Annotated in this window: 11 protein-coding genes; 7 read left to right on the top strand and 4 right to left on the bottom strand. The window is 34.5% G+C overall.

What is annotated here, in order from left to right; translation table 11 throughout:
* Positions 1 to 87: 87 nt before the first annotated feature.
* Positions 88 to 552, top strand: coding sequence for an alpha/beta hydrolase family protein (locus tag NBRC110019_RS01080; protein ID WP_281751429.1), 465 nt, complete (start codon positions 88 to 90; stop codon positions 550 to 552).
* Between the two features lie 31 nt (positions 553 to 583).
* Here NBRC110019_RS01080 and NBRC110019_RS01085 read toward each other — a convergent pair whose 3' ends face one another.
* Positions 584 to 2,704 (bottom strand): phosphatase PAP2 family protein, encoded by a 2,121-nt coding sequence (locus NBRC110019_RS01085; RefSeq protein WP_281751430.1) that lies wholly within the window; start codon positions 2,702 to 2,704, stop codon positions 584 to 586.
* A 542-nt stretch (positions 2,705 to 3,246) separates the two neighbouring features.
* Here NBRC110019_RS01085 and NBRC110019_RS01090 point away from each other — a divergent pair.
* Complete coding sequence (locus NBRC110019_RS01090) at positions 3,247 to 5,862, top strand: glycoside hydrolase family 3 C-terminal domain-containing protein (RefSeq protein ID WP_281751431.1); 2,616 nt, start codon at positions 3,247 to 3,249, stop codon at positions 5,860 to 5,862.
* Positions 5,863 to 6,033: 171 nt separating this feature from the next.
* On the opposite strand, the gene NBRC110019_RS01095 is transcribed toward NBRC110019_RS01090, so the two are convergent.
* Positions 6,034 to 6,510 (bottom strand): hypothetical protein, encoded by a 477-nt coding sequence (locus tag NBRC110019_RS01095; RefSeq protein ID WP_281751432.1) that lies wholly within the window; start codon positions 6,508 to 6,510, stop codon positions 6,034 to 6,036.
* Between the two features lie 191 nt (positions 6,511 to 6,701).
* On the opposite strand from NBRC110019_RS01095, the gene NBRC110019_RS01100 reads away from it, so the two are divergent.
* From NBRC110019_RS01100 to NBRC110019_RS01115, 4 genes are all read left to right on the top strand, one after another.
* Positions 6,702 to 8,816 (top strand): FUSC family membrane protein, encoded by a 2,115-nt coding sequence (locus tag NBRC110019_RS01100; protein ID WP_281751433.1) that lies wholly within the window; start codon positions 6,702 to 6,704, stop codon positions 8,814 to 8,816.
* Positions 8,817 to 8,962: 146 nt separating this feature from the next.
* Positions 8,963 to 9,928, top strand: coding sequence for an endonuclease/exonuclease/phosphatase family protein (locus NBRC110019_RS01105; protein ID WP_281751434.1), 966 nt, complete (start codon positions 8,963 to 8,965; stop codon positions 9,926 to 9,928).
* Between the two features lie 258 nt (positions 9,929 to 10,186).
* Positions 10,187 to 10,711, top strand: a complete 525-nt coding sequence (locus NBRC110019_RS01110) for a hypothetical protein (RefSeq protein WP_281751435.1) — start codon at positions 10,187 to 10,189, stop codon at positions 10,709 to 10,711.
* 58 nt (positions 10,712 to 10,769) lie between these two features.
* Positions 10,770 to 11,252, top strand: a complete 483-nt coding sequence (locus NBRC110019_RS01115) for a DUF4265 domain-containing protein (protein ID WP_281751436.1) — start codon at positions 10,770 to 10,772, stop codon at positions 11,250 to 11,252.
* A 112-nt stretch (positions 11,253 to 11,364) separates the two neighbouring features.
* On the opposite strand, the gene eutC is transcribed toward NBRC110019_RS01115, so the two are convergent.
* Together eutC and NBRC110019_RS01125 are read right to left on the bottom strand one after the other, a co-directional pair.
* Positions 11,365 to 12,141 (bottom strand): ethanolamine ammonia-lyase subunit EutC, encoded by a 777-nt coding sequence (eutC, locus tag NBRC110019_RS01120; RefSeq protein ID WP_281751437.1) that lies wholly within the window; start codon positions 12,139 to 12,141, stop codon positions 11,365 to 11,367.
* 11 nt (positions 12,142 to 12,152) lie between these two features.
* Positions 12,153 to 13,469, bottom strand: a complete 1,317-nt coding sequence (locus NBRC110019_RS01125) for an ethanolamine ammonia-lyase subunit EutB (protein ID WP_281751438.1) — start codon at positions 13,467 to 13,469, stop codon at positions 12,153 to 12,155.
* 333 nt (positions 13,470 to 13,802) lie between these two features.
* Here NBRC110019_RS01125 and NBRC110019_RS01130 point away from each other — a divergent pair, with 333 nt between their 5' ends.
* Complete coding sequence (locus tag NBRC110019_RS01130; RefSeq protein ID WP_281751440.1) at positions 13,803 to 14,666, top strand: zinc-dependent peptidase; 864 nt, start codon at positions 13,803 to 13,805, stop codon at positions 14,664 to 14,666.
* The last annotated feature ends 173 nt before the right edge of the window (positions 14,667 to 14,839 follow it).

A 14,839-nucleotide genomic window follows, 5' to 3' on the forward strand; every position in this document is an offset into this window, starting at 1 on the left:
AACCTTACTAAATAAATGATTAGTAAGGTTTTGTGTTTTTAATAGGGCTATATGATTTGATTATTAGTTATTTGAATTCCTATTGGTTTGGTAGGGTTTAGTCAGGCTGGGTGGATTATCCCGATAGCAGCACAAAATAGCAAAGTAGATTTTATGGTGTTGTTTAGTTGTCCTACCATTACTTCGTTAGAGCAATTGAGGTTTCAATTTTATACCAATGGACAACACAATTTTTGGGAAACCCACACAGAAGCAGAAGCACGTGAGCATTTAAAAAATGATCCTGACAGGTATGAGTTTATAGGTTCAGACCCTAAGGTAGCTCTAGCCCAACTTTCCATTCCAAGGTTATGGCTTTTCGGAGAGAAGGATATTCAAATTCCGGTTAAGGTGTGTATGGAACAATTAAATACTTTTAAAGCAAAAGGGAAACCTTTTGAATATTGTTTATTCCCATCGTTAGGGCATAATACAGCTTTTACATATACTACGATACCTATTGATATTGCTATTAGTTGGATAAAGCAGAAAGCCTTTAACATTAATAATTAATATGAATTCGATATAACTAAAAAGACCATATTTATTTTTTGCTATCAATTACAAGGTATAAAATTCCGTCTGTTATAGAAGTATGACACATAAATTGATGGTTTATAATGGTGTTAAATTCACCTTTAATGTTTTTACATTTAATAATAGGAAGACGGTCACCTACACTAGGTTCTTTGGTAAATATAATTTCTAAACTACTATTTTGTAATACAACTTCCTCTTTAACTTCTAGACTATAATGATTTTTTGTTGTGTAATGAATACTAATTTTCCCTTGTTGGTTAACATGTAAGGTTGTTAACTTTAATGGGGTTAGTATCTCTAATATACCATTATTAGTAATGGTGGTTTTCCTTGTTCCTAATGCAGTTTCAGCATTTGTTTTTAAAGTTCCTTCTTCAATACTAGTACCTCCTGTATATGAATTGTTACCAGTTAATAACAAGGTTCCTGTTCCTTTTTTGGTTAGTTTTCCTTTACCATCAATAGGGTTGTTCCATGAGTCATAAGCATTAAAACTACCTAAATTAGCATTCATTGTAACGGTTACATTATCTATAAAAGCACCGTAACCATCAGCAGCTGTAAATAAATCAATGCGCCCCCAGCCATTAGTTTTATCTAATATTTTATATCCCGATGGTAGTTCGGTTGTATACAACACAGCTCTGCGTTGTTCATCTGATAAATAAGGGAATCTTGTTTTTAAAATTACTTCTGCTCCTTTAGGTACAATAGGAAGTGCATGGCTTTTAGTAGTATCTTGAGTAAATCCGTAGGTAAGTCTAAAGCGGTATAATTTTTTTAATATTTCTTTATCATCATACTTGTTGTTATCAAAAACAGATATATTTATCATGTCTCCGTTTGTAAATTCTTTAGGGGTGTCTATTTTTTGATGTGCATAATCTTGTAGCGACATTTCTAAACTATCTGCTTTAGCACCAAAAAAATCTAAAGTTACTTGGCGTGCCTCTTTGGCAATTTCAGAAGTTTCGCTTTGGTTTAAAGCAGCACATGCCGTAGCTAAAGCCATTAATTTACCACCAATTACATCTACAGGGGAATGCATACCGGCAATAATTCGATCTTCTCCTAATTGAGAACCTCTAAATACGAGTTCCTGAAATCGTTCAGGGAATGCATAAGCGTATGCCAAAGAAATAATAGCACCTGCATTGGTATGTCCACTTGGATACCCATTGTCGGTTCTAATATTTTGTGTGGTATTGGTATATAAGTCTTCTGGTTTAGGATGGCTATCGTCATAAATATATTTATGATTTTTTCTGGAGGCCATAAGTCCCGAAACTACCTGCACGTTACTCTCGTAGATATCAAAAATTTTATATTCAATATTTCCAATATAGTCTTTAGTTAAGTACGTAGGTTTATGTAGTTGTGTATCGTATGTAGTACCTTTAAACACCACCTCTCCATTAGCATTCATACGCCATGGTCTTGGAGTTGAATATAAATACTTTGGAGCATTGGTGCTAGAACATGTGTTTTGAAAACTTCTTGCCAGCTTAACTACAGCACCTAACGGACTAGTTTCTGAGCCTGCGTATCTTTGATTATTATTGTAAGAACTCTGATAGTGAGTATTTTCTAAAACATCTTCTTTTTTAATTTCGGGCAAATCTACATAAGCCCCTGAATTTTTAACGTATGCCTCTGTTAAGGGACCAAAACCGTCTATCACACTGTAAAATTTAGATCTTACATCGTCTAAGTAGGCTAGTATAGCCTCATCATCGGTTCTATTATTCGTTACATTTATTACATAGGTGATGTTCTCTTTCCAAATAACAGAGTCTATTATGGGATTGGTAGTTACATAATCATTTTTTCCAGGGCCATGTTCAGAAGACCCATGTTGATACTCATCTGTAGTTCCTTTCCAAATATCATTAATTCCGCGAAGGATGTATACAGATGGATTGTGCTCAATACTACGTTTTTTTATAGGGTCACAATTGTTTGAAATATAATCTACAATAGGTAAGGGGTATGCTACTTCCGGAATGCCAACCACCTCAGGCTTTGACGTTACATTGTTGTCTGATGTAACTGTATTATTACAAGAGGTAGTGCTAATTGTTATAGCACAAAGAGTTACAAAAAAAAGTACTGTAGAATATTTCATAAGTTAAACTAATTGCTCTTATTTTAAAACTAACTGCAATGGTAATTTATATATGTTACATAAAGTTTAACTGGGTGTTATGAATAATGGGTATTTGTTACTTTTATGTTGTTTGGTATTTTTTTGTAGCAATAAAATTTTACGCTTGTAATAGGTAAATCGGTTATTTTTTTAAGTAGCCTATGTAGGGTAATAAGTTATAATTTACTCAATAATTGAGATGCCCCGAAATGATTTAGTCGATAATTGATAGTTAATACTTTACGGAATGGCTCTAAAGTATGTTATGAGTAATCTATATAGGTAGGTTTCAATAAGTGTAAATAAAGTGCATTTATTGAAACCTTTTTTGATTACTTAACGTAAAATTTGTACCTTGTAGTCATTATGACTGTATATGGTTGTGTTGGAATGGTAATGTAAAACTGCGTATATATATATATATAATATAGCGAAAACGTTTTCGGATTGTACGAGGTAAGAGTGGAGGAATATACAGTACTGTTTAGGATATAACATAATATTTAAAAAACATACCTACCATGATAAAGCAATTTGTCTTTTGCCTTTTAGTACTATCATCAATCGCAGTAAATGGACAATATAATTTTCCGTATCAAAATCCTGAACTACCGCTAGAAGAGCGCGTAGCAGATTTAATAAACAATATGACCTTAGCCGAAAAGGTGAGTCAATTAATGTCTGATGCACCAGGCATAGAACGGCTAGAACTTCCCAAATACAATTGGTGGAATGAAAGTTTACATGGGGTAGCAAGAGCAGGTTATGCAACGGTTTTTCCACAATCTATTACCATTGCTGCTTCTTGGGATAGCGCCTTGGTATATGAGGTAGCATCGGTAATTTCTGACGAGGCAAGAGCTAAGCACCAAGAATACCTTAGAAGGGGGCAGCGAGATATTTATCAAGGTCTTACCTTTTGGTCGCCTAACATTAATATTTTTAGAGATCCAAGGTGGGGGAGAGGACATGAAACCTATGGGGAAGATCCGTATTTAACCGGACAATTAGGGTTGGCATATGTGAAAGGATTACAAGGTACTGATACTGATTATTTGAAAGTGGTTGCCACGGCTAAACACTTTGCGGTGCATAGCGGACCAGAGGCATTACGTCATAAGTTTGATGCACAGACATCGGATAGAGATTTATGGGAAACTTATTTACCTGCTTTTAGAACCTTGGTAACCGAGGGAAAAGTAGCCTCGGTTATGACGGCTTATAACCGTTTTAGAGGAGAAGCAGCCAGTGCTAATACGTTTCTATTTGATATGTTACGAAATAAATGGGGATTTGATGGTTATGTGGTTTCTGATTGTGGAGCTATTCATGATATTTGGAAAGATCATATGGTGAGTGAAAATGCCACAACGGCTTCGGCGCTAGCCTTAGGAAATGGTACCGATTTGAATTGCGGTACAACTTATGAGGCCTTGGTACAAGCGGTAGAACAGGGCTTAGTTGAAGAGGCAACCTTAGATAAAGCTCTTATCCGACTCTTTAAAGCCCGATTTAGATTGGGAATGTTTGATCCGGTGGAAGATGTAGCCTATGCACAAATACCATATACGTTAAATAATCATCCTGTTCATGATGTACTGGCCAGAAAGGCGGCGCAGGAGAGTATTGTTCTTTTAAAGAATAAAGACCATATACTACCTATTTCTAAAACAGTAAAAAAAGTAGCGGTTATTGGCCCTAACGCTAACAATATACAATCGCTATGGGGAAATTATAATGGAGTTCCTGTACATCCGGTAACGGTATACGAGGGTATTAAAAATAAGTTAGCACCGGCTGCTGTAGTTACTTATGCAGAGGGGGTACCGCTAGCAAAGGGAATACCTACTATGGAAGTAATACCTTCTATATATTTAGAAACAGCGAAGGGTACTCAGGGATTAGATGCTGCTTATTTTAATAACCATAATTGGGAGGGGACTCCTCTATTTGTACAAGTAGATGACCATATAGATTTTAATTGGGATATAGACACGCCATCACCAGCGTTTACAATGCAACACTACAGTGTACGTTGGACTGGATATTTGAAAGTACCAGAGACAGGTACGTATTATTTTAGTGATTGGGGAAAACCTTACCTTGATTTTAGTATTAATGACGCACTTAATGGAGGTGGCAAGCATACGCATCATCCTAAAATGAACCCGAAAGAAATATACCTTGAGAAAGGTAAAAAGTATGCTATAGAAATAAAGTATAGTAACCTTTATGGTAATGCCATAGCTCAAATGATGTGGTCGGTACCTAAAGTAAATCAATTACAAGAAGCTATTGATTTAGCAAATACATCTGATATTACAGTTTTGGTACTGGGATTAAATGAACGCTTGGAAGGAGAAGAAATGCAAATAGATTTAGAAGGGTTTTCAGGTGGCGATCGTACCAGTTTAGATTTACCTAAAACACAAATTGCTTTGTTAAAAGCAATGGTTGCTACTGGCAAACCCTTGGTATTGGTGTTACTAAACGGGAGTGCCCTTTCTGTTAATTATGCGGCCGAAAATGTTCAGGGGATTTTAACAGCGGGATATCCCGGACAACAAGGGGGGAATGCCATAGCCGATGTATTGTTTGGAGATTACAATCCGGCAGGTAGACTTCCGGTAACGTATTATGCATCTGTAAATCAGTTACCCGATTTTGAAGACTATAGCATGGCTGGGCGTACTTATCGATATTTTGAAGGGAAACCTTTATTTCCGTTTGGGTATGGGTTAAGCTACACTAGTTTTGAGTACTCAAACTTACAACTTCCTCAAAAAATAGATATAACTAAAGGAATTAAGGTAACTGTTGACGTTAAGAATACTGGGGAAATGGATGGGGATGAAGTAGTACAACTTTATATAAAAGATGAGAAGGGAAGCACGCCACGCCCTATAGTAGCATTAAAGGATTTTGATCGTATTCATCTTAAAAAAGGAACAAACAAAACAGTTTCATTTATAGTAACACCACGTCAATTGGCAATGATAAATAAAAAGGGCGAGCAAGTAGTAGAACCTGGATGGTTTACTGTTTATATGGGCGGCAGTCAACCATCAAAAGAGAACCATAATTATGTAAGTAAACGGTTTAAAATATCAGGTTCTAAAATAGTGGTGCCTTTTTAGAAAATTATAGTCCATTGTATTATTTTTAATTATTGAATTAGATAAACTCCTGGCACAATCTGGTTGTGGCGGGAGTTTGTTTTTGGTGTTATATTTTAAGGCTATTGATGTATTTGATTGATAATCATTTCGTAAGTGTTAAATAAAAAAATGTACGTTTTAATGGTAGGGTTAAGATTCCAGTTTATCAACTTCCATCCCATAATCATATTGTAAATCTTCGTGTAGCTTGGCAATGGTATTCTTAGCCATGCGTAATTGGGTTTGGTAGCTGTTACGTAAAACCGTATTACGAGTAAAGCTGGGTTTCATAGTACGTAACTTTCTGCAGAAATAGAGAAGGAGTACTACTTCGGTTTCTTTGTTTTGTGAATAGCGGATGTATTTTTTAACGGTAGTGAGTATTTTACGTACGCTTTTCTTTATCATATAATAGTTTTTGGTGTTGATGGCTGCAAAGGCATCGTCCATATCACGTTTAACACTGTCTATATAATGTTGTTCGTTTTCGGCTTCAAAAAGCAGGTACGTAAGTAACTCTTTGTTTTCTTTTTTAAACTTTGCCAAACGTAGGCATACGTTTAACAACTCGGTTTGTGAGTAGTAACCTAATTCTTTTTTTATAGTAGCAATGGTAGCAGTATCCATAATATGGGATTTGGATTGCTAAAATAAGAAAAATGCAGAAGGGAATTTTGGTTGTATGTATTCATGCTGTAATTCTGTTTCTTTAGGAACATAAAAAGCGATACATAAAATTTTTAAATGAATTAACTGATATCATACTGGCTTTTTCATCAAAAACCTTTTTATTTTTGTAAAACTAAAAAGCGCTTTCATTGGAGTTTAAAACAAAACAACTAGAGCAGTTAGTCCGTACCTTATGGATTGAAAAATTCTGGACAAAACCCAATAACTTTTGGGCTCTGAAGGTATTAGTAAGTATCGCTTTTTTATTGATCCCGTGTGTGATTGCCGGATACAAGTCGGTAGGAGCTACCCTTGCTTTAGGGGTAGTGGCTATGGCGTTATCAGAAACCGATGTACACCCTAGAGCTAAGCTGAAATCGATAATTTTTACCTATATCTGTTTTGTGTTTGTAGCCGTTTCGGTAGAGTTGTTGCGTTTATATCCCTTACCTTTTGGTATTTGGTTGGCGGTTTTCACGTTTATGTTTACGCTAATTGGTGGTCATAGTGCTCGATTTCAGGGGATTACTTATGGATGTATTTTAGTTGCTGTATATACTATGCTGGGGGCTGGGTACGGAAATCCATGGTATTTTCAACCCGTGATTATGCCTTTAGGTGGATTAATATATGCAGTGATATCTATTAGTATAGCTTATAAACACCCATGGCGTTTGCTAGAGGAACAAATAGCTTCGGGGTATACAAAGATAGCAGAGTACATAGCGTTAAAAGCTGAGTTATTTCCGAGTACGAAAGAGCAACAACAGGAGATTAGAAACGAGTTAGCGCTTAAAAATATAGATGTTTCCCAGAAGATAAATCTAATTAAAAATGATTTGTACAGTTTTGGTTCTGAATCATCGGAGGAGTCGTTACCTAGAATTTCTACCTTTTTTAATCGTTGGTATGTGCTACAGGAAATTCAACGAAGAGCCACTTCCAGCCATGAAGAATATTATATTTTAAGTGAAACGTCTGAAAACTCGGAGTTAATTACTGGTTTAGGCCAATTAATGCAAGAAGTAGCCAAAGCTACTCAAATATATGCCGATAGTATTTTAACCGAAACCACCTATCAGCATCCTGTAAGCCTTATCTGGACCAAAAAGGCCTTAGAACAATTATTTCAACAGCATAAAGGGAGTCCACAATATACAGCACTATCCTTACTATTTATAAATGTTTCCAGACTAGAGGAAATACTTAGAATGTTGGATGATAAAGAGCCTGTAGATATGGGGTCTAGGGCAGATATGAAGGATAAAGTAAGAACAGTTCCTTTCAGACAATTGCTAAACCCAAGAAGTTTACGCTTTAGACATGCTACCCGTTTAATGTTATGTTTGGTGTTGGGGTATATGTTGAAATATTATTTTCATTTTGAAAAAGGGGATTGGATTTTGTTAACTTCTATGTTGGTGCTACAACAAACCTATTCGGCTACAAGACAACGTATTTTCTATCGCATATTAGGTACCATTATTGGAGTTATATTAGGGATTTCCATAGCACATATTATGGCAAATGTGCAAGGACAAATTTTAATGCTGTTGCTATCGGTATACTTGTTCTTTAAGTTTGTACGTACAAACTATACCATAGCGGTTGTCTTTATAACTACTTTTGTCTTAGAAATTTTTGATATTCTTGGAAATATAGGGGTACTGGTAATGCAACCACGACTCATAGATACCTTAATAGGGGCAGCTTTAGCCTATTTGTCAATCCGGTTTTTATGGCCTAACTGGAGTTATAAACAGTTGCCAAACTTATTAGAAACTGCGGTAGGTAAAAACAAACGGTATTTTGATAGTATCTATACACCTAATATAGATTACAATACTTATTTACATTATCAACGTTCGGCAAACAATGCAGATAATCAACTAACGGAAGCTTGGCGCGGAATGCGTTTAGAACCCAAAGGCAAACAAAAGCTGCTAGAGTCTGCCCGAAATTTTACCTATTATAACCACTCGTTGTTGTCTTATATCTCTGCTTTTGGTACCCACCATTATAACGGACAATTATCTGAAGAAAAGCAAGTATACTGTCATAGAATATCTGAGCTTTTAGAAGCGATACACCAACATAGAAAAGAGGAGAAGATAAATTTTAAACAGGTTTCTGAGAAGTCTGAAAAATTAGTGAAAGAGCTTTATGATTTTAAAGAGGCTACACCTCATAGTAGTGCTGTAATTTTATATAATATAGCACGCATTACCAATGAGTTGCTATGGGAAACCAGAGAGCTTATGTAGTACGAATTTGTTTGTGTATTATAGATGTGTTAATTATTTGATTTTGAAGAGTATACTTATGGTTGAGTATTTTTTGTAAAGAACATATTTTATATATTTAAATCGTGCAATCTTTATAAAAGTAGAACACCTAAATAGTATACGTTATGGCGTCCATTTTAGAAACTCCACCATTAGATATTTTAGAAAACTTAGAGGCTTTAAAAAGGGATTTAGATACGAATGTTCCGCCCAAAAAATTAGACAAAAATTTATTAATTGCCAGTTGGAATATCAGAGGTTTTGGTAATTTAACCCGTGAGTGGATGTCTACAGAAAACGATTCCCCTAAAAGAGATTTACACTCGGTATTATGTATTGCGGAAATTTTAAAACGCTTTGATGTTATTGCCATACAAGAGTTGAAGTCTAATTTAAGAGCGTTTAGAGATACCCTAAAAGTACTAGGTCCCAATTGGTCTTTTATTTTAACAGATGTTACTAAAGGAAATGCCGGAAACGGTGAACGTATGGCATATTTATTTGATACCCGTAGGGTAAACTTATCGGGGTTGGCTTGTGAATTGGTAGTTCCCGATGAATGGTTGAATGCTGGAGCTAATGAGAATACCTTAAAGTCGCAGTTTGCTAGAACGCCTTATGCCGTTAGTTTTAAAAGTGGAAAACAAACCTTTATTTTGGTAACCTTACACATTTTATATGGAGATAATGCTGCTGCTCGCATACCAGAGTTAGAGGTTATAGCAAAATGGTTGGCAAAATGGTCGGGTAATGTAAATGCGTACAGTCAAAACCTTATTGCGTTGGGTGATTTTAATATTGACAAGAGAGGCGATTTGTTGCATCAAACCTTTATCAAAGAAGGTTTGTATATTCCTGAAAAATTACAAGATGAGTCGGTCTTACGCTCCATTTTTGATAAAAGTAGGTATTATGATCAGATAGCTTGGTTTAAAGACAGTCAATTTGGTGCTAATCTTACTATGGAATATACAAATGCAGGTAGTTTTGATTTTTTAACTTCTGCATTAGTCAATAGAGATCTTACCAAGAGATCTAAATCATTTATGATTTCAGATCATTATCCGCTTTGGTGTGAGTTTAAGGTGTAGCTTGTAATCAATAATTGAGATTAAATGCTCCAAGACCTGTCTCTAAATAGACATATCATTCTTTCTAAAATTTGGTGAATTTATCCGAAAGTAATTTACTGTAAAAACAAGCTGTTATTCGTCATTTTTAAGATGATTTATATTTTTTACTTTTAACAATCTTAATCAGATAACATCCTATTTGGTTGCTTGGCAAGGTTACAAATATGATTCTGATAATAAGACAGTATATTTGAAGATATAAGAACTAAAAATACAATGGCATTGGAAGCAGTTCAAAAGGAAACTGAACATACTCAGTTAGATTCAGAAATTAAAGAAGATACATCATTACCTGCTAAAACAGAGATTGGATACTCAAAATCTACTACGTACATAACTTTATTGGTGGTGTTGATATTAATAGCGGGTGGAATTTATTTAATGAAGTTTACCGAAGAAGAAAGAAATACCTATATGGGATTGATTCTTATTTTTTTAGGGGCACATAGATTTTATAAAGCCATTGGCAGACTTAAAGACAATAAGCCTAAAATAATTTTGGACGACCATGGAATAACAACTGAAAATGCTGGCTTTAAAAGTTGGTCAGAGATCTATGATGAAAAGGTGGAGATTAGAACCTATAAACGTACTTCTGAACCTTCTTTTAGTTATTTGTATGGAGATAAAAAGAATCCAGAAGCTGAGGTTTTGAACATTGATAATTTTGAGGTGAGTTTTAAGGATTTAGAAATCATGTTATTTACATACCGTGCAAGGTTTAAAAAAAGTAAAGTATAGTAAGTCTTTAAAAAAGGGTGTTCTTTCTTTTTAAAAAATTCCCGACTTTTGCTGTGTTATGAGTAAACCTGAGATTAAAAAAGTAAAAGTGCTGTTTAAATATCATAGCAGTATTCTAGATAAAGATGTGGTAGAAACCATGTGGGCCGATATTGTAGATGCCAAAAAAAGTGTCTTTAAATTAGATAATATTCCCTTTTATGGTCCGCCAATAGCACGTGAGGATATTTTTATTGCGGAGTATAACGGTTTAGAAAAAAAGCTTGTTTATCATCGTACTATAGAATCGTCTGGGAATTCTATTGTGCTTGTGGTAGTTTTAAAGGAAGGGCTAAACAAAGAATTGATTAGAAATACCTTCCATGATTTAAATTGTGAATCGGAAGGAGTAGGGGCTAATTACTTTTCTATGGAAGTAAAAAAAGATACCAATTACGCTACTATAAAAGATATCTTAGAGAAGCTTGAAAAAGGAAAGGTGATTAGTTATGCCGAACCTTGTTTGTCTACCAAGCATAAGAAAGACTTGTTAGAAGAGTAATAAGAAATAAATTAGATAGAGAATACCACTGCGTAGGTACTATATAAAGAAGATGTGTAAAGGATACAATAGGGGTAAATAAATGTTATCAGGTATTTTAAAATGTTGTTGTTTATTCTGTTAACCCCATATCATCTTTTAAATGTATGCCCGATATTCTTTTAGTCAAAGCGGTATTTACAAGATAGAATAATTTTTCTGCTGCAGAAATAGGAGGTAACCCTTTGTCGCGTATATTACTAATACAGTTTCTAGATTCATCTGTAAGTCCTTTTTCCGGAGCATAGGTAAAATAAATACTCATACTATTGGGAGATGATAACCCTGGGCGTTCACCTACTAATATAATGCTTAGTTTAGCGTTGAGTTTTTCGCCAATTTCATCAGCTAATGCTACACGTCCATTTGTAGCAAAAATTATGGGTGCTAGGGTAAGGTTACTTTCTTTTATTTTTGGAATAAGATGATTTAATACTGAGGCTGTGTTTTCATTTACTGCAGTTGCAGAAAGTCCGTTGCTAATAACTATAACAATATCTTTTTCTTTAGAATTGACTGATTCCTCTAAAAGTTCGTTACTTTTTTCGTTCAACATTCTACCTAAATCGGGTCTTTTTAAATAAGCTGCCTTATCTTCTGCTTGGGAGGATACTTCAATAAAATCTAACGTAAGCGGAGATAATTCTCCTTTTATTTTTTCAATATCAAAAGCTGTAAAGATAGCGTCTCTTGCACTTGCATGGTCTGCTCTAAAAGCTAAGACTTCCGACATGTTTATGGCAAAGCCCGACTTAGGTAAGTTTACCCTTGCAAAGGTGTAGTTACTAAGGTGTTCTTTTTTTATAAGTCCGGAGTCGGTTTGTATTTTAGGGTGTTTTTTTGAGTTCATAAGTAATAAGTTTAAAGTGGGAAACGTTCATTAAGCCAATTTTCAAATTCAGGTGCGGAGCGTAAACCTAAAAGTTTACGTATATAAGCCGAATCATGGTAAGAGGTAGATTGGTAATTAAGCATAATATCATCTGCTCCCGGAACACCTATAATATAATTACAACCAGCAGTAGCTAAAAGTGTCAACAGGTTGTCCATGTCATCTTGGTCTGCTTCAGCGTGGTTGGTATAACAAACATCTACCCCCATAGGGAGCCCCATAAGTTTACCACAAAAATGATCTTCCAATCCGGCACGTGTAATTTGTTTCCCATCATATAAATATTCAGGACCAATAAAACCAACAACAGTATTTATTAGTAATGGATTAAATTTTCTGGCCAAAGCATATGAACGAGTTTCACAAGTTTGTTGGTCAACCCCGTGATGTGCATTCGCAGAAAGCGAACTTCCTTGTCCGGTTTCAAAATACATTACATTATTACCAACAGTTCCCCTGTTTAAAGATAAAGCCATGTCATAAGCTTCTTGAAGCATGGCAATATTTACACCAAAACTTTTATTGGTCGCTTCGGTACCACCAATAGATTGGAACACTAAATCAACCGGTGCATTTTGCTCCATTAATGTCATCATGGTAGTAATATGACTCAATACACACGATTGTGTAGGGATTTCATTTTGCTGAATAATTCCATCCAACATTTTTAATAAATCACTGGTTATTTTCAGGTTATCCGTAGCCGGATTAATTCCAATAACGGCATCCCCATTTCCAAGTAACAAACCATCTAATATTGCTGCAGCAATACCTTTGGCATCATCAGTTGGGTGGTTTGGTTGTAAACGGGTAGAGAAGTGACCTTTCTTTCCTAGTGTATTTCTAAAAGAAGTTTGAACTTCACATTTAGAGGCTACATAAATTAAATCTTGATTACGCATGAGTTTAGCAACTGCTGCCACCATTTCAGGGGTAAGTCCGGAAGAAAGTTTTTTTAACTCCTCGGTACTTACTTCATCCGTTAAAAGCCAGTTTCTAAAATCACCAACTGTTAAGTGACTAATCAATTTAAACGCATCGGCATTAAAATCATCTATAATAAGTCTTGAGACTTCATCTGTTTCGTAAGGAATAACTAATTCTTTAAGAAAATGCTTTAATGGGAGTTCTGCAAGGGCATACTGAGCGGCTACGCGTTCTCTGTTGTTTATAGCAGCAATACCAGCTAAAACATCTCCTGTACGGAGAGGAGTAGCTTTAGCTAGTAATTCTTTTAAGTCTTTAAAAGTAAAACTTTGAGTACCTAATGCCTGATGAAATATCATACGTTATGATTTATAGGCTTTTAAAGTACTAAAAATAGGTGAATATGTATTTTAAATAATAATCAATATTTACAAAATTATCAGGATGTCTAGTTCTAAAATAATGATATACGGGAAATGGAAATTGAGTGTGGGAGTTTTGGCACCCTTCTTTATCTTGAACTATCATAAAAATTGGGGGAGAAAATTATAATTGTACTTAGCAATAATAATTTAAGGTAATCTTGTTAGATTTAGTTTTCATAAAAAAAGGTATTTTCCCCTTTTTATTTTTTGTGGATAAGGTTATTTCAGTTTATTTGTTCTCAAATTATTTAGTATAAATTTTTAAGGGTGATTAAACTTTTTATTTTCTTAGTTGAAGAGGGATCAACTGATGATTTTGTGTTAAAAATCTTGATTTCATTATTAATAGTATTTGTTATAGGTTTTAACGTATACAAACTGTTAGATTTTATAAGTTATTATTTTTATAGAAAACCGTTTTTTATTTATTTTCCTTTTTTTCTTAAGAAATTAAAGAGAGATCATCGTCGTATAATAATACAAAACTTTCCCTTTTACACTAAATTACCACTTCAGAAGCAGCGTATTTTTGATCATCGCGTTGTTAAGTTTATATCTTATAAAGAATTTGTTGCTAGAGAAGGATTTGTTTTAACAGATGAGGTGAAGGTTCAGATTGCTTCGTGTGCTGTCTTTCTTTCTTTTGGGATGCGGTTTTATGATTTTCCATCGGTACACCGTATTATTATATATCCTGATATTTATTATAGTAATATGAATGACGAATACCATAAAGGGGAGTTTAACCCTATGCATAGAACAGTAGTTTTCTCCTGGAAACATTTTTTAATTGGCTTTGAAGACTCTGATGATGGTATCAATTTAGGACTACATGAGTTCGCACATGCATTATTTTTTTCCAACCTTAGAGGGGAGAATGCGAGTACAGATATTTTTCAGGATGGATTAGAAGCTTTAAAGACTATTTTGTTAGATGAAACCAAAATCGAAGCGATTAAAAGTAAAAAATTTCTAAGACAGTACGGGTTTTCTAATAATATGGAGTTTTTTTCAGTTTGTATTGAAGCCCTTGTAGAGAAGCAGGAGCAATTTAAGTTGGTACTGCCAGAATTGTATCATACTATAATAGAAATGTTGAATTTTTCATTTATCGAGAAAAAACGACGATAAACCTTAGAATGATTAAAATTTATAAATAACCCTGTAACTTTTTCCTGTTATTGTGTTAAATTCCTTATTTTAGCCGAAATACACTTTATAATTATAACTGACAATTCAACATGAAAAAAACTACTCTATTAATTTTGATGTTGTTCATTAGTACCCTGAGTTTTGCTCAGGTG

This window comes from Neptunitalea chrysea, assembly GCF_027924145.1.
Lineage (GTDB): Bacteria > Bacteroidota > Bacteroidia > Flavobacteriales > Flavobacteriaceae > Neptunitalea > Neptunitalea chrysea.

What these genes read in the sequence shown, in the direction of transcription:
- NBRC110019_RS01125 (WP_281751438.1), bottom strand. Translation starts at nt 13,469, where the DNA reads ATGATATTTCATCAGGCATTAGGTACTCAAAGTTTTACTTTTAAAGAC.
- NBRC110019_RS01110 (WP_281751435.1), top strand. Translation starts at nt 10,187, where the DNA reads ATGGCATTGGAAGCAGTTCAAAAGGAAACTGAACATACTCAGTTAGAT.
- NBRC110019_RS01115 (WP_281751436.1), top strand. Translation starts at nt 10,770, where the DNA reads ATGAGTAAACCTGAGATTAAAAAAGTAAAAGTGCTGTTTAAATATCAT.
- NBRC110019_RS01090 (WP_281751431.1), top strand. Translation starts at nt 3,247, where the DNA reads ATGATAAAGCAATTTGTCTTTTGCCTTTTAGTACTATCATCAATCGCA.
- NBRC110019_RS01095 (WP_281751432.1), bottom strand. Translation starts at nt 6,510, where the DNA reads ATGGATACTGCTACCATTGCTACTATAAAAAAAGAATTAGGTTACTAC.
- NBRC110019_RS01105 (WP_281751434.1), top strand. Translation starts at nt 8,963, where the DNA reads ATGGCGTCCATTTTAGAAACTCCACCATTAGATATTTTAGAAAACTTA.
- eutC (WP_281751437.1), bottom strand. Translation starts at nt 12,141, where the DNA reads ATGAACTCAAAAAAACACCCTAAAATACAAACCGACTCCGGACTTATA.
- NBRC110019_RS01085 (WP_281751430.1), bottom strand. Translation starts at nt 2,704, where the DNA reads ATGAAATATTCTACAGTACTTTTTTTTGTAACTCTTTGTGCTATAACA.